Raw genomic sequence first — 20,403 nt, 5'->3', positions numbered from 1 at the left:
GCACAGCTAGACTTTTCGGCACCGACAGCCAGCGCGGAAAGTCGCCATGAACAACCCGGCACAAGCTTCAAACACCTTCGCCCTCGATCAACGCGAATGGATCGATTCGCTCGATTACGTGTTCGAAACCCATGGCGCCGAGGGCGCCCATGCGCTGCTGCGAACGCTGCTGGGTCACGCCAGCAACATCGGTATCCCGGTCAGCGAGGCACCGCTCAACACCCCCTACGTCAATACCGTCTCGCTACTCGAGCAGCCGCCTTATCCAGGCGACGTGGAATTGGAAAAGCGCATCGAGAACCTGGTCCGCTGGAACGCGATGGCCATGGTGCTCAAGGCCGCCGACGCCGGCCACGGCGTGGGCGGTCACATCGCGACCTACGCCTCGGCCGCCACGCAGATGGAAGTCGGCTTCCAGCACTTCTTCCGCAAGAAGAGCGCGGACTACGGCGGTGACATCGTCATACCGCAGCCCCATGCGGCGCCGGGTGTGTACGCGCGCGCCTTTCTCGAAGGCCGGCTCGACGAAAATCAACTCAACAACTTTCGCCGCCAGCTCGCGCCGGGTGGCGGGCTGTCGTCCTACCCGCATCCGCGCGCACTGCCGGAATTCTGGGCCGTGCCCTGCGCATCCATGGGCCTGTCGACGCCGACCGCGATCTACCAGGCGCGCTTCGCCAAGTATCTCGAGAACCGCGGACTCAAGCCGCGCAATGGCGGCAAGGTGTGGTGTTTCATCGGCGACGGCGAGGCCGACGAGCCCGAAGTGCTCGGCACCATCTCCATCGCGGCGCGCGAAAAGCTCGACAACCTCATCCTCATCGTCAACTGCAATTTGCAGCGTCTCGACGGCCCGGTGCGCGGCAATGGAAAAATCATCCAGGAATTGGAGCGACGCTTCCGCGGCGCGGACTGGAACGTCATCAAGGTGATCTGGGGCAGCGGCTGGGACAGCCTGCTCGCGCAGGACCACGCCGGCACGCTGCGCAAGCGCATGGAAGGCGCGCTCGATGGCGACTACCAGTACTACTCCGTGCTGCCGGGCGACCGTCAGCGCGAGCACTGGGTGGAGGGCAACCCCGAACTCGAGCGACTCATGAATTCCCTGACCGACGAGGAAGTGAAACTCATCAAGCGTGGCGGGCAGGATCCGAAGAAGGTGTACGCGGCCTACCTGCGTGCGCTCGGTTCGAAAGACAAGCCGACCGTCATCCTCATCAAGACCGTCAAGGGCGACGGCCTCGGCGCCGTACAGGGCACCAACACCGTGCACCAGAAGAAGAATCTCAAACGGGAAGAACGCGAACGCTGCGCGGTTTCCTACGGCATTCCGCTGACCGCCGATGCGATGGCACGCGCGGAGTTCTATCGGCCGGCGGACGACAGCGCGGAGATCGAATACCTCAAGAGCCATCGCCAGGCCTTGGGCGGATTTCTGCCCAGCCGCGAGGTGGCCTGCCCGCGTCTGCAAGCGCCGCCGCTCGAACGCTTCGCGGAATTCCTGCAGGGCTCGAACCAGCGCGCCGTGTCGACCACCGCCGCGGTCGTGCGCCTGCTCACCAAGCTTTTGAAGGATCCCGACATCGGCCGCTACGTGGTGCCCATCGTGCCCGACGAAGCGCGAACCTTCGGCATGGACGCGCTGTTCAAGGCGGCCGGCATCTACGCGCCGGAAGGCCAGAACTACACGCCGGTGGATGCCGGCTCGCTGTTGCCCTACAAGGAAGCGGTCGATGGCCAGATCCTGCAGGAAGGCATCTGCGAAACCGGCGCCATGGCTTCGTTCCTCGCGGCGGGCACGGCCTACGCCGTGCACGGCGTACCGACCATCCCGTTCTACATCTTCTATTCGATCTTCGGATTCCAGCGCGTGGGCGACATGATCTGGGCCTGCGGCGACATGCTGGCGCGCGGCTTTCTGCTGGGCGGTACCGCGGGACGCACCACGCTCAACGGCGAGGGCCTGCAGCACCAGGACGGCCACTCGCAGGTGGTGGCGAATACCGTGCCCAACCTCAAGAGTTACGACCCGGCATTCGCCTATGAACTCGCGTTGATCATTCGCGATGGCATCGAACGCATGTACGAGAAGGGCGAAGCCATCTTCTACTACATCACCGTCTACAACGAAGCCTACGCAATGCCGCCGCTGCCGCGCGAAGATCTTTGCGCAGGCATCCTGCGCGGCATCTATCGCTACAGGAAGGCTGATGACACCGACGGGACGACACGCCGCGTGCACCTTCTGGCGAGTGGAAGCCTGATGCAGCAGGCGCTCGCCGCCGTGCCACTGCTGGAAGAACGCGGCTGCAGCGTGGACGTGTGGAGCGTGACCAGCTTCAACGAGCTGCAGCGTGACGGCCTGGCCTGCGAACGCTGGAATCGTCTGCATCCCGAACAAGCGCCGCGCCTGCCTTATCTTTGCCAAGTGCTCGCCGGCGAGAGCGGTGCATTCGTGGCGGTGTCGGACTACATGCGCGCCTATGCAGGCGCCATCGCGCCCTGGGTGCCCGGCGAGTTTTCCGCGCTGGGCACCGATGGCTACGGCGTGAGCGAGACACGAGAATCCCTGCGCCGCTATTTCGAAGTGGACCCGCCGCATATCGTGCTCGCCGCGCTCGATGGACTGCGGCGCGGCGGCGCCGCCACCAGCGCTGAAATGGCGGCGGTGATCCGCGACTTCGCCATCGACGCCGACGCACCGGCGGCCGCCGAGCGCTGAGATGAGCGCGCAAGCCAAAGTGCTGACCATACCGGACCTCGGCGAAGCCGCGCTGGAAGGCACCGTCACCGCCATCCTCGTGAGCGTGGGCTGCGAGGTATTGGCGGGTCAGAGCCTGCTCGAATTGGAGACCGACAAGGTCACGATGGAGGTGCCCGCCGAATGCGCCGGCCGCATTCTCGAGCTGGCCATCGCCGTCGGCGACACCCTCGCCGGCGGGACGCGCTTCGCAACCATGCTGGCGAACGACGGCAACGCGTCTTCACAAGCGGCTGACGACGCCAGCGCATCGTCGGCGCAGGCACCCACTGTTGTCGAATGCGGAGCGTCCAGCATGTCCGTGACAACGGCGCGCGATCATTCATGGGGTCCGGTGGCGACCTCCGCGGGCAGCGCTTGCGCCGCGTCGACGGTCGCGCCGACCTCCCAGCGGAGGCACATTCTTCCGGCCGGCCCCGCGGCGCGGCGTGAGGCCCGCGAGTTGGGCATCGATCTTGCCGAGGTGAGCGGCAGCGGGCCCGGCACGCGCATCAGTCGCGATGATGTGCGACGTCATGCCCGCTCCAAGATCGAAAACCGTGGCAGCAACGACCCCGCCTGCACGCCCTTGCCCGCTCTCGCTGCCTTCGGCCCGGTACGCAGCGAACCCTTGCCGCGCATCGCGCAAACGACCGCCAGGAACATGGCGCGCGCGGCGAGCGAGATCCCCCACGCATGGATACAGGCAAGCGCGGACCTGACCTCCCTCGAAGCGGCCCGGCGCGCGATGCGTCGCGCGCAGCCCGCGAGCGAGGCGCCGCTGACCCTGAACGTGCTGATCGTGCGCGCGGTGGCGAGGCAGCTCGTGGCCCACCCGCGTTTCAACACTGCCTACGACGCCGAGCACCAGGCGTTGGTGTATCGCCAGTACATCAATGTCGGCATGGCCGTCACCTCGTCGCGCGGCCTGGTGGTGCCGGTGTTACGAGATCCGTTGACGCACGGTCTCAAAGCACTCGCCACGCAGCTCGACGAGCTGATAGTCGGCGCGCGCGAACAGAAGCTGCCGCTCGCCGCCTACCAGGGCGCGGGCTTCACGATTTCCAACCTGGGCAGCCACGGTGTCGACAGTCTTCAGCCATTGGTGAACTGGCCCGAGGTCGCCATCCTCGGCGTCGGCGCACTGCTCGACACGCCCGCCGTGGTCGACGGCCAGATTGCCATCCGTCGCTGCCTGTCGCTCACGCTCGGCTTCGACCACCGCGTCATCAATGGCGCCGATGCGGCCGAGTTTCTCGGCGGCGTACGCGCGGACCTGGAAAATCCCTTGAGCTTCGCGCTCTGACCGACGCCGCCCGGCGGTCACCACTTTTCCAGCCACGGCCTGAGCACGACCTCGAAGGCCCAGGTCGAGCGATGCTGTCGATGGAGCTGCAGGTAGAGTTCGGCGATGCGGTCCGGGTCGGCAAGATTGTCATCGACGGACGTGCCGGCCAGTCGATGGGCGCGAGAACCATCGTCCTGTGTCCAGCCGATGGCCGCGTCTATCGGTACGTTGGCGACGTGGATGCCCTGCGGCATCAATTCCCGCGCGATGCTTTGCGCGAGCCCGGCCTTGGCGTGGCAGGCCATGGCGAAGGCGCCGCTCTTGGCGTATCCCTTCAGCGCCGCGCTGGCGTTGGTGAAGATGATGGTGCCCTTGGCGCCGCTTGCCGCGGGCGGATTCGACAGCATGACGCGTGCGGCCTGCTGCGCGACCAGGAAAGCGCTGAACGCGGCGTTGTGGAGGGTTTCGAGCACGACCTCGGGCGCCGCCTCGGTGATGCTCTTGCCAAACACGGCGGCAACGCGGCCGTCGATGTTGTGTATGACCAGGGTCGGCGCGCCAAGATCGGACGTGACCTCGCGGAACAGGCGCTCGACATCCGCCGCAACGCCGGCGTCACAGGCATAACGGCGCACGCCGTGTTGCTGTTCCAGTGTTTTCAACACGGGCTTGCTCGGGTCTCGCGCCGCCACGGCGACCTGCATACCCTCGGCTGCGAACAGTCGCGCGCAGCTCGCGCTGATGCCCGGCCCGCCGCCCACGATCAATGCTGTATCTCTCTGCAAGACATTTGTCGGCTGTGTCATTTTCCGGCTCCGCGCTTTAGAAGGTTGCATGATGAAACTATATGGTTGTTTAATGCAACCTAAAACTCGCCCCCGCGATGAACCAACCGAGGAGAGACCCATGACACCTGTTTGCCTGGTCATAGGCGCCGGCGCCGGGATCGGCGGCAACGTTGCGCGACGATTCGCACGCGAGGGTTATCACGCGGTGCTGTGCCGTCACAGCGATCAGGCCGGGCTCGACGCGCTGGTGGAGAACATCCACCAGGATGGCCATGCCGCGAGCGGCTTTCTGCTCAATGCCGTCGAACCAGGCAGCCTGGAAGACCTCGTTGCCCGCGTCGAGGCGGACATTGGTCCCATCGAGGTCGCGGTGTACAACCTCGGTGCGCAGATTGGTGATCGCGCGCTGGCCGAGACTTCGCTGAAGGCTTTTGAAACCGGCTGGCGCATCGGCACCTTCGGCCTGTTCCGCCTGGCGTCCGCGTTGTTTCCATCCATGCAGGCGCGCGGCCACGGCACATTGTTGGTCACATCTTCAACCGCCGCCATGCGTGGCAACGGCGGTCAGCATTCCCATGCCGCGGCGATGGGCGGCCGACGCATGCTGTGCCAATCGCTCAACGCCGAATTCGCCGCCAAGGGTATCCACGTGGCGCATATCGTGATCGATGGACCGGTGGATGCACCGGATACGCTCGGCAAATTGCTGGGCGCCGAGTTGTTCCAGGCGCTGCGCGAATCGCGCGGCAACGAACACGATGGCCTGCTGTTGCCCGAGCAGGTCGCCGAGACGTATCTTCATCTCGCGCGTCAGCATCGCTCGACCTGGACGTTCGAACTCGATCTGCGCGCCTGTTCAGACCGTGCCTGGTGGAATCACTGATCTCATGGGACGCAAACGCTTCGGGGACATGAATTGCGGCGTTGCCCAGGCGCTGGAAGCCTTGGGCGACTGGTGGACGCTGCTGATCGTGCGCGACGCGTTCTTCGGTGCACGGCGTTTCGGCGAATTCGAGCGCAGCCTCGGCATTGCCAAGAACATCCTGACCACGCGCCTGCGTCGCCTGGTCGAGCATGGCGTGTTCGAGCGCGTCGCCGCCGGTACGGCCGGCGATCGTTACGAATACCACCTCACCGCCAAGGGCCGTGCGCTGTTGCCGGTGCTGATGGCGCTGCGCGAGTGGTCCGACGAATGGGTGTTCGGGCGCGGCAACGAACCCTTGGTCCTGCGCGAACGGGCCACCGGGCGCCGGCTTCCGCGCCTGCGCGTCACCAACCGCGACGGCCGGGAGCTGAAAATTGAAGACATCAGCGCCGCGCCAGGGCCAGGCGCCTCGGCCGAGACGCGCACGCGACTTGGGCGTCGCGCGAACACCGAACACTGAACGCCTGCGCCGTCAATCGGCGCCAGGCCGGAGCAATACACCAGCGTCACCACCCCAGTGCACTCACCTTCAAGGAGACTCTCCATGCCGACCACCCGCGAATTCCTTGTGAGCTTCACGCTGAGCGTTGCGCTGTTCGCAAACGCCCAGCTCGCCACCGCCGCCGAACTCAGCGAAGCGCGCCTGCGCGCCTATTACGCCGCGTGGTCGAGCGGCAAGGTCGAAGAAGTCATGAGCTACTTTGCGCCCGACACCGTCTACGAAGACGTCGCCACCGGCGAGCTTGCCACCGGCCCCACCGAGGTCCGCGCCTTCGCAACGAAATTCCTGCAGTCCTCGCCCGGCGTCACGGTCGAGCCGACCAGCATCTTAATTGGCGACCACGCCGCGGCCGTCGAGTGGACCATGAAGGCCGGCACAGGCAAGGACGCCTGGAGCGTCAGGGGCGCCGCCATCCTCCAGCATCGCGACGGGCAGATCGTGCGGGCCACCGATTACTGGGACAGCAAGTGAATCGGCGTCCGCTACCGGCCTCGTGCAAGAACGCGGGGGCGGCAATATCAGAGGACTGTCCGACAGGCGCTCACAGCCCCTCTCGCCATCCTTGAAGACGGCCCTTCCTGCGGCCAGCGCCATAGGTAGGCTGGTGCTCGCCAAGTCCCCGGCGCGCTCGCCGAGCGCGCCTGCTGTAAGCTCGGCCTGCACGTCTTGAATTCAACGCGTCGGCTCGACGGTGTCCGGCCAGCCACTCGCAGCGAGGAAATCCCATGTCCAGACTCCGCGTGGAGAGCTTCACGATTTCACTTGACGGCTATGGTGCCGGCCCCGACCAGGACCTCGACAACCCGCTGGGGGTGGGAGGAACCTCGCTGCACGCCTGGGCATTTTCCACGCGAACCTTCCAAAAAGCGGTGCTCGGTAGCGACGGCGGAGCAAGCGACGGTGTCGATGAGCAATTCGCCGCGCGTGGCTTCAGGAACATCGGCGCCTGGATCCTCGGCAGGAACATGTTCGGTCCCGTGCGCGGCGCGTGGCCCGACGAATCCTGGCGCGGTTGGTGGGGCGAAAACCCTGTGTACCACGTGCCCGTTTTCGTACTGACGCATCACGCACGGGCGCCGTTGGTCATGGAAGGAGGGACGACTTTCCATTTCGTAACCTCTGGCATCGTCGACGCCCTGGCCCAGGCGCGCGAGGCCGCCGCCGGCAAGGACGTGAGGCTGGGAGGCGGCGTCAATGTCATCCAACAATACTTGCGCCTAGGCCTGGTGGATGAACTCCATATCGCCATCGCGCCCGTCCTTCTCGGCGCGGGTGAACGCTTGTTCGATGGCGTGAACCTGCCGAGCCTCGGCTACGCCTGCACCGAACAGGCGGCATCGCCCCTCGCCACGCACGTGGTCATCACGCGGCAGTGACGCCGAATACTCCCAGGTGCCCAGATTTTCCCTGGGCGCGGGCCGTTGAAAGACCTGCGGCGTCGGCGCCATCAGTTCCTATGACTCAAGCCAGCGGATGAAACTCGAAGCGGAATTCAAGCTGGAGCAGCAATGATCACCATCGGGAGCTGATCCGATGCCGCCGCTGCCATCGGCTTGTCGAATGTTCGCTCTAGATTCACGGCCATCCATCGCCCGCGCCCCACTCGCATGAGTGGTCTACGCTAGGTAAGGGGTGTCGTTCACGCGCGCCAAGGGCCGTGGCTTCGTCGGGGGGAAGGGAATGCACGATGTAATCGTGGTCGGCGCGCGCTGCGCGGGCGCCAGCACCGCCATGCTGCTGGCGCGCCAGGGACACCGGGTGCTGATGCTGGACAAGGCGGCGCGGGACGAGGAAATGAAGCATTCAACCCATTTTCTGCAGGCGCCAGGGGTGGCCCGGCTGCGTCGATGGGGACTGCTGCCGCGGCTCGAGGCGGCATGCCCGGGCTTCGATCGCTATGAATTCGACTTCGGCTTCGTGCGTATCGAAGGAACGCCGCCGGCCGTCGATGGCGACGCCCGCGCCTTCGGTCCGCGACGCTTCGTCATCGATCCCTTGCTGGTCGACGCGGCCATCGCGGCCGGCGTGGACTACCTGCCGGACACCCGCTTGGTCGATCTCCTGCGCGACGGGCAGCGCGTGGTCGGCGCGCTCGTGCAGGATGCACACGGCCACAGGCGATCGTTACAAGCGCGCATGGTCATCGGCGCCGACGGCCCGGCGTCCACCGTCGCCAAGCTCGTCGACGCGCCGCACTATCACGAAGCCCCCGCGCAGCAAGTGACCGTGTGGAGCTACTGGGCCGATCTGACTAGCGACCGGCTGCGCTTTCATACCCGGCCGGGCGTCGGACTCTACTGGGGACCGACCGCAAGCAAGCAGACGCTGGTCGGCGTCAATTGGGCCATGCCCGTGTACAAGTCCCTCGCGGTCAGCGCCGAGGTGGACTACTACGCACGCATTCAGGAACTCGCCCCGGCGCTCGCCGAACAAGTGGCGCGCGCCACGCTCACCGAACCCTTGCGAACGCGTTCGACACGCAATTTCCTGCGCGTACCCCACGGCCCCGGCTGGGTATTGGTGGGCGACGCCGGGCACAAGAAAGACCCCTGCACCGCGCAAGGCATATCCGACGCGTTCATCGACGCCGACGAATGCACGCAGGCGCTGGACGCAGGCCTGCGTGGTGAGCAGGACATGACCGCCGGCCTCGAACAATGGCACGCGCGACGCGACGCGCGACTCGTGCCGCGTCATCACATGACGGTGCAGATGGCAGGCTTCGCCGCGCAGGACACTCAGGAGCGCGCGCTCTTCCAGGCGATCGCAAGCCAGCCGACCGCCACCACCGCTTTCCTCGGTCTGTTGAGTGGCGCTACCTGCCCGCAACAGTTCTTCGCGCCGGACAACCTGGCGGCCATCGCCCGCGGCGCTTGAGGTAATCCGACGTGACACCATCGACTTCACGACCGCGGCTCACCACCATTGATGGCCGCCGCATCACGCCAAGGAGAGAGCAATGACGCAACGCCTGACGGTCAATGAGCAGGTCCACGAGGTCGAGCTGGCGCCGTCCACGCCGCTACTGTGGGCGCTGCGCGATACGCTGGGGTTGACCGGCACCAAGTATGGCTGCGGGGTGATGGCGTGCGGTGCCTGCACGGTGCTGGTCGACGGCGTTGCCACGCGTAGCTGCGGCACGCCGCTCAGTGGCATCGCCAGCGACAAGAAAATCACCACCATCGAAGGCCTCACCGCCGCCCCACTCCATCCCGTCCAGAGCGCCTGGGCGGCACTCAATGTCGCGCAATGCGGCTACTGCCAGTCGGGAATGATCATGGCGGCGGTGGCTTTGCTGAAGGAGATCCCCAATCCCACCGACGCCGACATCGCCGCCAGGATCACCAACCTGTGCCGTTGCGGCACCTACCAACTGGTGCGAGCCGCCATCAGGCAGGCAGCAAAGGCCGGCACCCATGGCTGAGCTGCAACTCGGACGCCGCGCTTTCCTGGCAGGCGCCGCGGTGTTGACCTTTGGCCTGGTCATGCCGTCGCGCCGTGCGCTGGCGGCGCCCACGCCGTCGGCATCTTTCTCGCCGAGTGCGCTGCTGCGCATCGATGCCGACGACAGCGTGCGCATCATCATGCCGCACGCGGACCTCGGCTGTGGCAGTTATACCGGCATGGCGCAGGTGTTGGCCGATGAACTGGATGCCGACTGGAAGCATGTCGTCGCCGAGCATCTGGACTCGCTGGACCCGGCGTTCAATCACCGCGACTGGGGAGTGATCGCGGTCGGTGCATCGACTTCGCTCAGCAGCCAGTGGCGATACCTGCGGGAGATCGGCGCCACCGCGCGTGCCATGCTGCTGGCGGCCGCGGCGGAACAATGGCAGGTGCCGGTCGCGCGCCTGGTCGCGGCCAACTCGCGCGTGTCGGATCCCGCCACCGGCGCCCAGGCGAGTTTTGGCGAACTCACGGCGAAGGCGGCCACGCTCACGCCGCCCACCGCCGTGAAGCTCAAGGAACGACAGCAGTTCACGCTCATCGGCCGCGGCATGCCGCGACTCGACCGGCTCGTGAAAAGCAACGGCACGGCGAGGTTCGGCATCGATGTGATGCTGCCCGGCATGCTGCACGCCGCCATCGCGCATGCGCCGGTGTTCGGTGGCAAGTTGCTCGCGGTGGATAGCCGTCGTGCCGAAGGCATGGCGGGCGTGCGCAAGGTGGTGCGCATCCCGACCGGCGTGGCGGTGATCGCCGACACCTATTGGCAAGCCCGGCAGGCGCGCGACGCCCTCGACATCAAGTGGGATGACGGCGCCTTTGCAAAAGTCTCGTCGGCCGATCTGTGGCGCGAATACGCCGCGCTCGCCGACACACAGGGCACGTCTTTCCAACGCCAAGGCAGCGTGCGCCTGGAGGAGGCGGATAAACGTCTTGATGGCGAGATGCGTTTTCCGTTCCTGGCCCACGCGCCCATGGAGCCCTTGAACGCCACGGCGCGGGTCAAGGATGGCGCTTGCGAGATCTGGTGCGGCACCCAGTTCCAGGGTATCGACGTGCCGAACATCGAGAAGGCCACCGGCATTCCCGCAGCCAAGATTTCTATCCATACCCAATGGCTGGGCGGCAGCTTCGGGCGCCGCGCCTCGCCCCAAGCCGACTACCTGGTCGAGGCCGTGCAGGTGGCGCAGAGCGCGGGACTCGACGTCCCAATCAAACTCACCTGGCAGCGCGAGGACGACATTCAAGGCGGTCTCTATCGGCCGATGGCACTGCACCGCTACAGCGTCGGCCTCGATGCGCGCGGCTTGCCTATGCATTGGCTGCATAAAGTGGTCTGTGCGTCGATCACCAAGGGCACGTTTTTCGAGGCATCGGCCAATGCCGACGGCTTCGATCGGTTTTCCGTGGAGGGATTGCTGGACAACCTCTACGCCGGGCCCAATGTCGACTACCAGCTGCATAGCCCCAGCCACGCGGTGTCGGTCTGTTGGCAACGCGGCGAGGCGGATTCACATAACGGGCCGGCGGTCGAAGGCATCATCAATCGCCTGGCGCGCCTGGTCGGCGCGGATCCGTTTGAATATCGCCGTCGGCTGTTGGCAGGCAAAGAGGCGGCCAAGACCGCGCGCGTCATGGGCGTGCTCGACGTCCTGGAACGCGAATCCGACTGGAAAGCCGCGGCCGCCGCCAAGGTCTTCCGCGGCATGGCGGTACATGCGTCTTTCGGATCGGTATGCGGCTACGTGGTGGAAATCATCAAGAACGGTTCACGCCTGGACTTCCAGCGGGTGACCGCGGCCTTCGATTGCGGCCTGGTCATCAACCCGGAACTGGTCAAGGCCCAGGTCTACAGCGCGGTCGCGTTCGCGCTCTCGGCCTTCCTCGGCCAACAGGTTGAAATAGTCAACGGCCGCGCCAAGCAAAGCAACTTCACGGATTACGCGATAGCCGCGATGCGCCACACCCCCGATGTCGACGTTTATCTCATCGATAGTCCACTCGATCATCCAACCGGCGTCGGAGAAGTGGGCGTGCCGCCGTTCATTCCGGCCTTGTCCGAGGCCCTGTTCCAAGCCACCGGCCAGGAGGTCGACCAATACCCGGCGAGTCTGCGTGGCTTCACGTTTCTCGAGGGGTGACGACCTGTCTTCACAGCTGCAGGCGCGTCGGGCCCATCATCGCCAAGCCGCGGCGTTCGGTCATCAAAGTTTCATCAAACTTGAACCGCCGCGCTTTTGATTGCCTTGTAATTGCCGTGCGCGTGGTCGATTTTTTTCTGGTGGCGCTCGTCGCCTGCGGCGTTGCCTGCCACACAGAAGAACATTCAAAAACGAGAGGGACCGACCATGACCACACCAACCGGCGCTATCGAATTTCGCGCAAGCATCACTTCCATGACCGTCTCGCGGAACGCCGCGGGCATGCTCACCACGGCGGTGAATGTCGAGGGCGAGGCCGGTGCCTATGGGCCTTTCGCCGGCACCATGGTGGTGGCGGGCGCCAACAAGGGCGGCGCCTGGCACTACGACGGCTTCGGCATGCCCGCCGACGGCAGCAATCTTTCCGGCACCTGGAACGGCAGCTATGAATTCGTCGGCCCGGGCCGATGGCGCACCAACGGTGCCGGCATGTTCCACACCGACACCGAGATGCACTCGAGTTGCATACAGGGCGAAGTCAATCTCGAAAAAAGGGAATGGCGAGGCCAGATCGTGGTGCAGTGACGCGCGCACCAAGGGTTTGCTTGCGCTACCGCAAGCGGGGAACTGAAGCGCGCACCACGCCTGCATACGGCGTCGCGCATCCCGCCGCGGGCCATCGCTGAACGTGGCCACCGGCGGCGCGGCGGCGCCTCGCTCCGCGCCATCCCGACTCGAATCCTGGGCACGGCCGAAAGCAGTCGTGTACAAATTCCAGCCAGCCCTCTATAACAACGGCCACGCCCGCGCCCGCCACCCGCGCGGTGCATACCGCGGCCGCACCTCGCCGTTCCCTACACTTTGCTTCATCGCGACAGAGACGGCCGCCACCATGCAAGAGTGGATAGAGTTGCACGCGAACCTGCTGTCCGGCATGGCCGGCATCGTGGCTTTGCTGGGTGCGTTTCTGAGCCCGTTGGCGAGACACTCGGTGCCGAAGCTGCTGCGTCGGCGCGACGATGGCGCGGCAACGGCGCTGAAAGCCCCCACGGTCAGTGCAGCGGTCAGCGCGACGCCGGCGCGCCCCGGCCACGGACAGTCGTCCATACCGGTCGCGGTCATGCCCTTCGACAGCCTTTCCAGCGATGGCAACGACGCCTATCTCGCCGACGGCTTGAGCTGCGAATTGATCTCGGCCTTGAGTCGCGCTGGGCGCCTGATGGTCACGCCGCGCTCCGATTCCTTCGCCCTGCGCCAGACTGCCCTCACGGTCGCCGAGATCGGCGCCCGTCTCGGTGTCGGCTACCTGGTGACCGGCAACGTGCGGCGCAGCGCCGAGCGTTTGCGTGTCATCGCCGAGTTCTGCGAAACGGCCAGCGGCCGCGTGCTGTGGACCAAGGTCTACGAACGCACCATCGCCGACATCCTCGCCGTGCAGGAAGACATCGCCAGCCACGTGGCCGCCGCGCTGGGCGGCGAAGCCTACCGCGCCGAGGTCATCAACCGGCCGCCCGATACCGGCAACCTCGACGCCTGGAGCCTCACGCAACGTGCGCGCCACGACTACATGGTGGGGCGCGGACCGGCGGCGAACCAGGCGGCGATGGAACTGGCGCGCAAGGCCACCGAGCTCGACCCCGACTACGCGCTGGCCCAGGCCTTGTACGCAGCGCTCCTGATGGACGGCGTCTCGACCGCCAGTGCCGCCGATCCCGAGGCCGCCCGTCACGCGGCGCGCGCCGCCATCGAACAGGCGCTGCAGCGCGGCGCCGATCAGCCGGACGTGCTGATGTACGCGGGGCGCGTGTGGGTGGAGCTCGGCGAGCGTGTGAAATCCATACAAGTGCTGCGCCGTGGCACCCAGCTTTCGCCCCACGACCTGATGGAATGGGGCTTCCTCGCGCGCTCGCTGGCGTTCGGCAGCGTGGCCGAGGCCGAAGAAGCCATCGTCATCGCCGATCGCATCCTCGGCCTGTCACCCGATCATCCCTGCGCGTGGTTGTGGCAGATGTTCAAGGGCATCGCCAACATGAATCTCGAACGCTATGCCGAGGCCAGCGCGCTGCTCGACCACGCGGTCAGCGTCTCGCCCGATTTCGCGCGCGGCTGGATGTGCCTTGCGTCCGCGCGCGGCGCACTGGGCGACGCCGAAAGCGCACGCGAAGCGGTGGCACGCGCACGCGCCATCAACCAGGGCCTCACGCCGGCGCGCTTCGTGGGCTACGTGCGCGTGATGGCGGGCGACGCCGATGCGAGCGCGCGGATTACACGGGGCTTGGGCGACGCGGGGCTGCTGGCGGACTGAGCACACCTCGATTTGAACGCAGCGCGTTTGGTTCGCTGCGTTCTAATGGGCGTCCGACCGGCAAGGCCTTCGCCTTGTGAGCCTGCTAAGCGGGTGTTACTTTCAAACGACGACACGGCAGGGGCGAGCCCCACCCGTGCCGGTCCTTCCCCAGCCTTCTCGCGCCTGGCATCGCCGTCCCGCACAACGGAGGAAAACACCCCATGCCCACCTCGCCCTCTTCCGTGGCGGCCCACGCCGCCGACGTGCTCGACGTGGTCGTCATCGGCGCCGGCTTTTCCGGTCTCGGCATGCTTTACCAACTGCGCAAGCGCGGCTACACCACGCGCGTGATCGAAGCCGGCGACGACGTGGGCGGCACCTGGTACTGGAACCGCTACCCGGGCGCGCGCTGCGATTCACCGAGCGAGGTGTATTGCTTCTTTTTCGATGACCAGTTGTTGCAGGACTGGAACTGGTCGCGACGCTACCCGGACCAGCCCGAGATCCTGCGCTACCTGCAACACGTGGCGGACCGCTTCGACTTGCGCCGCGACATCACTTTCGACACGCGGGTGTTGTCGGCGCACTTCGACGAAGCTGCGCGGAACTGGACCACAGTACTCAGCAACGGCGAGCGTTTGACCTCGCGTTATCTCGTCACGGCGGTCGGTTGTCTGTCCGACTACGAGATCCCCGACTTCAAGGGTCTCGAACGTTTCCAGGGTGAGTGGCACCACACCGCGCGCTGGCCGCAGGACGGCGTGGATTTCAGCGGCAAACGGGTGGGCGTGATCGGCACCGGCTCCACCGGCATCCAGGCCATCCCGGTGATCGCCGAGAGCGCCGCGCATCTGTACGTGTTCCAGCGCACGCCCAATTACAGCATTCCGGCCCGCGACCGCGTGATGACGGACGCCGAGCGGAACGAGGTCAAGGCCCATTACCGCGAGATCCACGACAGCATCATTCACACCACGCTCGGCCAGCGTTACGCCATGAAAGCGGGCTCGGCCTTCGATGTGAGCGATGCGGAGCGCGAGGCCATCTACGAGGCCGATTGGCAGAAGGGCGGCTTCGCCATCATGTTCAACGCCTGGGAGGATCTCTATACCAACGCCGCCGCCAACGAGACCCTGGCGAGTTTCGTGCGACGCAAGATTGCCGAGACCGTGAAGGATCCCAAGACGCGCGAATTGCTCACGCCACGCGATCATCCCATCGGCACCAAGCGCCCGCCACTGGACACGCGTTACTTCGAGACCTTCAATCGCGACAACGTCACGCTGGTCGATGTGCGCAGCGCGCCAATAGTCGAGATCACCGAGACGAGTTTACGCACCAGCACCGATGACTACCCGCTGGACATGCTGGTGTTCGCCACCGGTTTCGATGCCATGACCGGCGCGCTGTTCAACATCGACATCCGCGGCCGCGGCGGCATGGCGCTGAAGGACAAATGGGCCGATGGCCCGCTGACCTACCTCGGCCTCGCCAGCCACGGCTTTCCCAACCTCTTCACCATCACCGGCCCCGGCAGTCCGTCGGTGCTGAGCAACATGCCGATCTCCATCGAGCAGCATGTCGAGTGGATCAGCGATTGCCTGGAATACATGCGCCGCAACGATGTCGCGCTCATCGAAGCCGAGCCCGCCGCCGAAGAAGAATGGACGCGCCACGTGGGCGAAGTGGCGGCGCCGACCCTCATGACCAAGGTCGAGTCCTGGTACATGGGCTCCAATATTCCGGGCAAGCCACGCCGCTTCGTGTCCTATCTCGGCGGCGTCGGCCCCTACCGCGACATCTGCCAGCAAGTCGCGGACGACGGCTATCGCGGTTTCACTTTGAGCAAGGCCGGATGACGGCCGCCTGTCACCCATGAGGCCCCCACCATGAACCGCTTCACCGTCGGCGCCGCCGAGGTACTGCGCATCGAAGAAACCATGGTCCACTTCGACGGCCGTGAATTCTTTCCCGAGCTCGAGCAGGCCACCCTCGACGAACACGCGTCCTGGCTCGCGCCGTTCTTCGATATCGAAGGCTTTCGCATGCCGTGCATCTTCCAGTCCTTCGTCATCCGCCACGGCAAGCTGAACGTGCTGGTCGACACCTGTCTCGGCAATCACAAGGAGCGGCCGGACTTCCTGCTTGCCCACCAGTTGAACAACCCCTATCTCGAGCGTCTCGCCGCCGCCGGCCTCGCGCCGGAGGACATCGATCTCGTGCTGTGCACCCACATGCATGTCGATCACGTCGGCTGGAACACGCGGCTCGAGAATGGGCGCTGGGTGCCAACCTTCCCCAATGCCAAGTACGTGTTCTCGCGCGAGGAGTACGCACGCTACGCGCCGGAGAATCTCGTCCCCGACGAGCCACCATTGTTCTTCGAGGTCTACCAGGACAGCGTGCTGCCGGTCATCGAAAGCGGCCAGGCGTTGATGGTGACGGGCGAGCATGCGCTGAACGAACTCATGACCGTCGTACCGACACCGGGCCACACGCCCGGCCATATCGGTCTGCGCTTGACGCACGGGGGAGACTCGGCAATCTTCCTGGGCGATGCCATCCACAACCCGGTGCAGATAGCGGTACCGGATCTCAACAGTCTCTTTCTGCGGGGACCCGGCGCCTGCCACCCTCAGAAGCGTGGAGCGCGCTCGTACTGGCCCGGCCATTTCGCGCGCCCCATGTCGGGCGAGGCAGGGCGCCGCTTATCGGTCCTGCCTGTCCATCTAGGCTGGTGAAAATCTACTGCGCCATTTCGTCCCGGCGCCGCATGTCGGGCGTTCCGTATACGCTGCGGTTCCTGCGCGCCGGCAGGACACGAACTGCCTTCGCTCGCTACGTTTTTCACCCGCCAGCTAAGCGGGTTCGAACAACAGGGTGAAGCGCGTGCTTTCGCGCGGACGCGAAGCGAACAGGACATGGCCGCGTGCGTCGTGCACGAGTTGCGCGACGATGGCAAGCCCAAGTCCACTGCCGCCACTGCGCCCGCGCGTGGTAGCGAAGGCTTCGAAGGCACGGGACAGAAAATCAGGCGGCAGCCCCGGCCCGGTGTCGTCGCACACCAGGGCCGCCCACTCACCTTCTACCGCCTGTGCACACACTGCGCAGCGCCCCGCGGATACCTGGGCCAAGGTCGCAAGCAAGGTGATGGCACCACCTCGATCACCGAGCGCATCGCGCGCATTGACGACCAAGTTGAGCAGGCACTGCTCCGCCGCCACCAGACTGATGCCCACGCCGACGACCGGCGTGTCGGCGGCCACCTGCAGCTCCGTGTGCTCGGCCAGCGTCGGTCGCAACAGACGGGCCAGCGCATGGGCCGCTTGATCCAGCCGCACAGGACCTTGCGTGGCGCGCGGCCGCTCGCGCAACAGGTCGAGCAGGCCACTTGAGATGTCGCGACACAGCTCACCGGCCGCCGTGACTTCGTCGAGGCTGCGGGAGAGTCGCGGCAGGCGGCCCGCAAGCGCGTGGCGGCGCGCCAGTTCAGCGTGACCGAGCACCGCCGCGATGACATTGTTCAGATCGTGCAGCACGCCGGCCGCGACCTGTCCCAGCATGCGCAGACGGTTGGCGTGCACCACTGGCGCGGCCGGCACGACTTCGTGGCCGATGGCGGCGTACAGCGGTCGCTCGTCGCTGGCAACGGCAAAGCCGATGACAAGACACTCGACATGGTGGGACTGTCCATCAGCGCCCTCCAATTCCAGCAGACCGTGCCAGTCCTCACCAGCGACCAAGGCGGCGCGTATCGCCGCCCATGGCGCCGGCTCGCGCAGGCGGCCCTCGATTTCCTGTGCGCCTCGTTCAAGCATGCGCGCGCTGTCCACACCCAACAACTGGCACAGCCCGTAGCTGACCGCTTTCACATGCCCCTGCCCGTCCGCCACCAGGGAGAGCAGGGCGGGAACGATGGGAGGTGGCAGGCCCGAGGGCGCAGTGATAGATACACGTTGATCCATGAGAGGGCTCCAGCAGAATTTTATGAGGGCAGTCCGTTCAGGCCAGCCAGTCGCGACACATCGCCACCAGCGCGGTCGCCGGCAATGCCGGGCTGGCGACGAAGCCTTGATAGTCGTCGCAGTCCATCGCGCGTAGCGCAACGAGCTGGGCAGACTGTTCGACGCCTTCGGCGGTGACACGCAGTCCCAGCCGGTGCGCGAGCGCGATGACCGCCGAGACGATGGCGGTGTCGCCGTCGCCGCACTGCACGCGCTCGATGAACACGCGGTCGACCTTGACCGCATCGACGTCCAGTTCGCGCAGCAGCGACAGCGAGGAAAGCCGGTACCGAAGTCGTCCAGCGCTACCCGCACGCCCGCCTCACGCAATCGCCGAATGACACGGCGCGCCGCGCCGATGTCTTGCATGATGTGATTCTCGACCACTTCGAGTTCGAGCACAGCCGGCGGCAGTTCGTGCCGGGCCAGGACAGCCAACACCTCGTGGACAAGATCGGCGCAGAGCTGACTGGCGGTGATGTTGACCGCCAGTCGCTCCAACACCAGCCCGTCGGCGCGCCAGCGCGCGAAATCTTCGCAGGCCCGCTCGAACACCCATCCGCCCAAGCGGCGACCGAGCCGCAGTTCCTCCGCCAAGGCCACGAATACCGCCGGCCCGAGCGGTTCACGGTCCTCGCGCGGCCAGCGCAACAAGGCCTCGACCCCCATAACGCGCTCGTTGTTGCAGGACACCTGCGGCTGGTAGTGCAGCTCGAATTCCTCGTTGTCGAGTGCCGCCCTGAGCTCTTGCTCGAGGCGCACGCGCGACACCACACGTTCGTTGAGTTCCGGTGTGTAGAAGCGGAAGTCACCCTTGCCCTCGCCCTTGGCGTGGTAGAGGGCGATGTCGGCGCGCCGAAGCAAAAGATCAAGATCGATGCCGTCGTCGGGCGCGAGCGCAATTCCCAGGCTGCAGCCAATATGTACAGTGTGCTGGTCGAGCACGAAGGGCGTGCACAGGAGATCGCGAAGTTTGGCCGCAAGGTGCGCCACATCGTTGACGTCTCCGACATCGTGCAGCAGCAGCGCGAATTCATCGCCGCCGAGACGCGCGAACACGTCCGATTCGCGTATCGCACTCTTGACTCGCTGGCTCGCCGCCACCAGCAGCGCGTCACCCATCGGGTGACCAAGCGAGTCATTGACCAGCTTGAAGTTGTCGAGGTCGAAGTAGATGCAGGCCAGGCGCTGCTGACGGCGCTGCGCGAGGCTGAGGGCCTGGGCCAGCGCATGACGGAAGGCGTTGCGATTTTCGAGCCCGGTCAGCGGGTCGCGGGTGGCGAGCCCTTGCAGGGCATGTTCCAACGCGACGCGCGACTCGTGCTGTTGCTGGAGTTCCAGGCCCAGGCGCCGATGCTCGAGCTGCAACACCGCCTGGCGCGCGAGCGCCGCAAGTGCGGCGCGCTGGTCCGCATCGAGACGGCGTGGCACGTGGTCGATCACGCACAGCGTACCAAGCGTGTGGCCATTGGCGACCTTGAGCGGCATGCCGGCGTAGAACACCACGCCGCGCTCGCCCTGCACCAGCGGATTGCTGGCAAAACGCGGGTCGCGGCGCGCATCCTCCACCTCGAACAGTCCGTCGGCTTCGATGGCATGGGCGCACAATGCCACCGAGCGCGTGGTGTACTCGGCGGCAAAGCCGTAGCGGCTCTTGAACCACTGCCGGTCGGCGTCCACCAGGCTGATCAGCGCCACCGGCACACCGCACACGCGGGCTGCCAACGCGGTCAGATCGTCGAACGACTGCTCAGCCGGCGTGTCGAGGATCTGGTAGTTGAACAAGGTCAGCAGACGCTCCATCTCGGCGCCAGGCGGCGCCGAGACAGGGGCCTGCTCACCGCCGATCAAGGCCGGCACACGCTGAAACTCGAGCGTCTTGTCGAGGAAATAATGGGCGCCCAGGGCCAGGCAGCGCTGCCGATACTCCGGCGTCGGGTAGTTGGTCAGGACGATGATCTCGAGCGGCAGCGCTCGGTCGCGAATGTCAGCCAACAGATCCAGGCCATTGCCGTCGGGCAACTGCATGTCGAGTACGAGTACGTCGGGCAGACTGCCCGCCAGCGCCGCGCGCGCCGATGCGAGGTCCCAGGCCTGCGCAACCGCTGCGATGCCCGGCGTATTCTCCAGCAGTTCGGCGAGGCGACCGCGCACCGCCGCGGAGTCATCCACCAGCAACACGCGGCGTGCCGCTGGCGGGCTTTGGTTCAAATACATAGGCGCAACCCACCGGGTTCGAGACGGGATGCAGTGTGTTCTTTGGCTACCAGGGCTGGGAGCG

At 65.8% G+C, this 20,403-nt stretch carries 15 protein-coding genes; 13 read left to right on the top strand and 2 right to left on the bottom strand.

Annotation, left to right across the window (positions count from 1 at the left end):
- Window positions 1-46: 46 nt before the first annotated feature.
- Both aceE and IPM80_05395 read left to right on the top strand, forming a co-directional pair.
- Window positions 47-2,722 (top strand): pyruvate dehydrogenase (acetyl-transferring), homodimeric type, encoded by a 2,676-nt coding sequence (gene aceE / locus IPM80_05400; protein ID MBK8957867.1) that lies wholly within the window; start codon window positions 47-49, stop codon window positions 2,720-2,722.
- Window position 2,723: 1 nt separating this feature from the next.
- Window positions 2,724-4,046 (top strand): 2-oxo acid dehydrogenase subunit E2, encoded by a 1,323-nt coding sequence (locus IPM80_05395; GenBank protein ID MBK8957866.1) that lies wholly within the window; start codon window positions 2,724-2,726, stop codon window positions 4,044-4,046.
- 17 nt (window positions 4,047-4,063) lie between these two features.
- Here the strand turns inward: IPM80_05395 and IPM80_05390 are convergent, their stop codons facing one another.
- Window positions 4,064-4,834, bottom strand: a complete 771-nt coding sequence (locus IPM80_05390) for an SDR family oxidoreductase (GenBank protein MBK8957865.1) — start codon at window positions 4,832-4,834, stop codon at window positions 4,064-4,066.
- Between the two features lie 100 nt (window positions 4,835-4,934).
- On the opposite strand from IPM80_05390, the gene IPM80_05385 reads away from it, so the two are divergent.
- The 11 genes from IPM80_05385 to IPM80_05335 all read left to right on the top strand — a co-directional run bounded on the left by IPM80_05385 (window position 4,935) and on the right by IPM80_05335 (window position 16,859).
- Entirely contained in the window at window positions 4,935-5,699 is a 765-nt protein-coding gene (locus IPM80_05385; GenBank protein ID MBK8957864.1) for an SDR family NAD(P)-dependent oxidoreductase, read from the top strand.
- Between the two features lie 4 nt (window positions 5,700-5,703).
- Window positions 5,704-6,201, top strand: coding sequence for a helix-turn-helix transcriptional regulator (locus IPM80_05380; protein MBK8957863.1), 498 nt, complete (start codon window positions 5,704-5,706; stop codon window positions 6,199-6,201).
- An 84-nt stretch (window positions 6,202-6,285) separates the two neighbouring features.
- Window positions 6,286-6,714, top strand: a complete 429-nt coding sequence (locus IPM80_05375) for a nuclear transport factor 2 family protein (protein ID MBK8957862.1) — start codon at window positions 6,286-6,288, stop codon at window positions 6,712-6,714.
- 254 nt (window positions 6,715-6,968) lie between these two features.
- Window positions 6,969-7,619 carry a dihydrofolate reductase family protein gene (locus IPM80_05370; GenBank protein MBK8957861.1) on the top strand — a complete coding sequence of 217 codons (651 nt, stop codon included), beginning with the start codon at window positions 6,969-6,971 and terminating at the stop codon, window positions 7,617-7,619.
- A 304-nt stretch (window positions 7,620-7,923) separates the two neighbouring features.
- Window positions 7,924-9,120, top strand: coding sequence for an FAD-dependent monooxygenase (locus IPM80_05365; GenBank protein MBK8957860.1), 1,197 nt, complete (start codon window positions 7,924-7,926; stop codon window positions 9,118-9,120).
- Between the two features lie 82 nt (window positions 9,121-9,202).
- Window positions 9,203-9,667, top strand: a complete 465-nt coding sequence (locus IPM80_05360) for a (2Fe-2S)-binding protein (GenBank protein ID MBK8957859.1) — start codon at window positions 9,203-9,205, stop codon at window positions 9,665-9,667.
- Window positions 9,660-11,831, top strand: coding sequence for a xanthine dehydrogenase family protein molybdopterin-binding subunit (locus IPM80_05355; protein ID MBK8957858.1), 2,172 nt, complete (start codon window positions 9,660-9,662; stop codon window positions 11,829-11,831). The genes IPM80_05360 and IPM80_05355 overlap by 8 nt, the downstream gene beginning before the upstream one ends.
- 255 nt (window positions 11,832-12,086) lie before the next feature.
- A complete protein-coding gene (locus IPM80_05350; GenBank protein MBK8957857.1) occupies window positions 12,087-12,416 on the top strand; it encodes a hypothetical protein in 330 nt (109 codons plus the stop codon).
- 307 nt (window positions 12,417-12,723) lie between these two features.
- Window positions 12,724-14,136, top strand: coding sequence for a hypothetical protein (locus IPM80_05345; protein MBK8957856.1), 1,413 nt, complete (start codon window positions 12,724-12,726; stop codon window positions 14,134-14,136).
- Window positions 14,137-14,339: 203 nt separating this feature from the next.
- Window positions 14,340-15,977, top strand: a complete 1,638-nt coding sequence (locus IPM80_05340) for an NAD(P)/FAD-dependent oxidoreductase (GenBank protein MBK8957855.1) — start codon at window positions 14,340-14,342, stop codon at window positions 15,975-15,977.
- A gap of 30 nt (window positions 15,978-16,007) precedes the next feature.
- Window positions 16,008-16,859, top strand: coding sequence for an MBL fold metallo-hydrolase (locus IPM80_05335; protein MBK8957854.1), 852 nt, complete (start codon window positions 16,008-16,010; stop codon window positions 16,857-16,859).
- A 117-nt stretch (window positions 16,860-16,976) separates the two neighbouring features.
- Here IPM80_05335 and IPM80_05330 read toward each other — a convergent pair whose 3' ends face one another.
- Window positions 16,977-20,339, bottom strand: a complete 3,363-nt coding sequence (locus tag IPM80_05330; GenBank protein ID MBK8957853.1) for a diguanylate cyclase — start codon at window positions 20,337-20,339, stop codon at window positions 16,977-16,979.
- Window positions 20,340-20,403: the final 64 nt, after the last annotated feature.

It is taken from the genome of Pseudomonadota bacterium (assembly GCA_016719885.1).
GTDB lineage: Bacteria > Pseudomonadota > Gammaproteobacteria.
This window is presented reverse-complemented; position numbering and strand designations above follow the sequence as displayed.

Coding starts and splice junctions, on each gene's coding strand:
- IPM80_05340 (MBK8957855.1), top strand. CDS start 14,340: ATGCCCACCTCGCCCTCTTCCGTGGCGGCCCACGCCGCCGACGTGCTC.
- aceE (MBK8957867.1), top strand. CDS start 47: ATGAACAACCCGGCACAAGCTTCAAACACCTTCGCCCTCGATCAACGC.
- IPM80_05355 (MBK8957858.1), top strand. CDS start 9,660: ATGGCTGAGCTGCAACTCGGACGCCGCGCTTTCCTGGCAGGCGCCGCG.
- IPM80_05370 (MBK8957861.1), top strand. CDS start 6,969: ATGTCCAGACTCCGCGTGGAGAGCTTCACGATTTCACTTGACGGCTAT.
- IPM80_05395 (MBK8957866.1), top strand. CDS start 2,724: ATGAGCGCGCAAGCCAAAGTGCTGACCATACCGGACCTCGGCGAAGCC.
- IPM80_05335 (MBK8957854.1), top strand. CDS start 16,008: ATGAACCGCTTCACCGTCGGCGCCGCCGAGGTACTGCGCATCGAAGAA.
- IPM80_05390 (MBK8957865.1), bottom strand. CDS start 4,834: ATGACACAGCCGACAAATGTCTTGCAGAGAGATACAGCATTGATCGTG.
- IPM80_05365 (MBK8957860.1), top strand. CDS start 7,924: ATGCACGATGTAATCGTGGTCGGCGCGCGCTGCGCGGGCGCCAGCACC.
- IPM80_05385 (MBK8957864.1), top strand. CDS start 4,935: ATGACACCTGTTTGCCTGGTCATAGGCGCCGGCGCCGGGATCGGCGGC.
- IPM80_05345 (MBK8957856.1), top strand. CDS start 12,724: ATGCAAGAGTGGATAGAGTTGCACGCGAACCTGCTGTCCGGCATGGCC.
- IPM80_05350 (MBK8957857.1), top strand. CDS start 12,087: ATGACCGTCTCGCGGAACGCCGCGGGCATGCTCACCACGGCGGTGAAT.
- IPM80_05330 (MBK8957853.1), bottom strand. CDS start 20,339: ATGTATTTGAACCAAAGCCCGCCAGCGGCACGCCGCGTGTTGCTGGTG.
- IPM80_05360 (MBK8957859.1), top strand. CDS start 9,203: ATGACGCAACGCCTGACGGTCAATGAGCAGGTCCACGAGGTCGAGCTG.
- IPM80_05380 (MBK8957863.1), top strand. CDS start 5,704: ATGGGACGCAAACGCTTCGGGGACATGAATTGCGGCGTTGCCCAGGCG.
- IPM80_05375 (MBK8957862.1), top strand. CDS start 6,286: ATGCCGACCACCCGCGAATTCCTTGTGAGCTTCACGCTGAGCGTTGCG.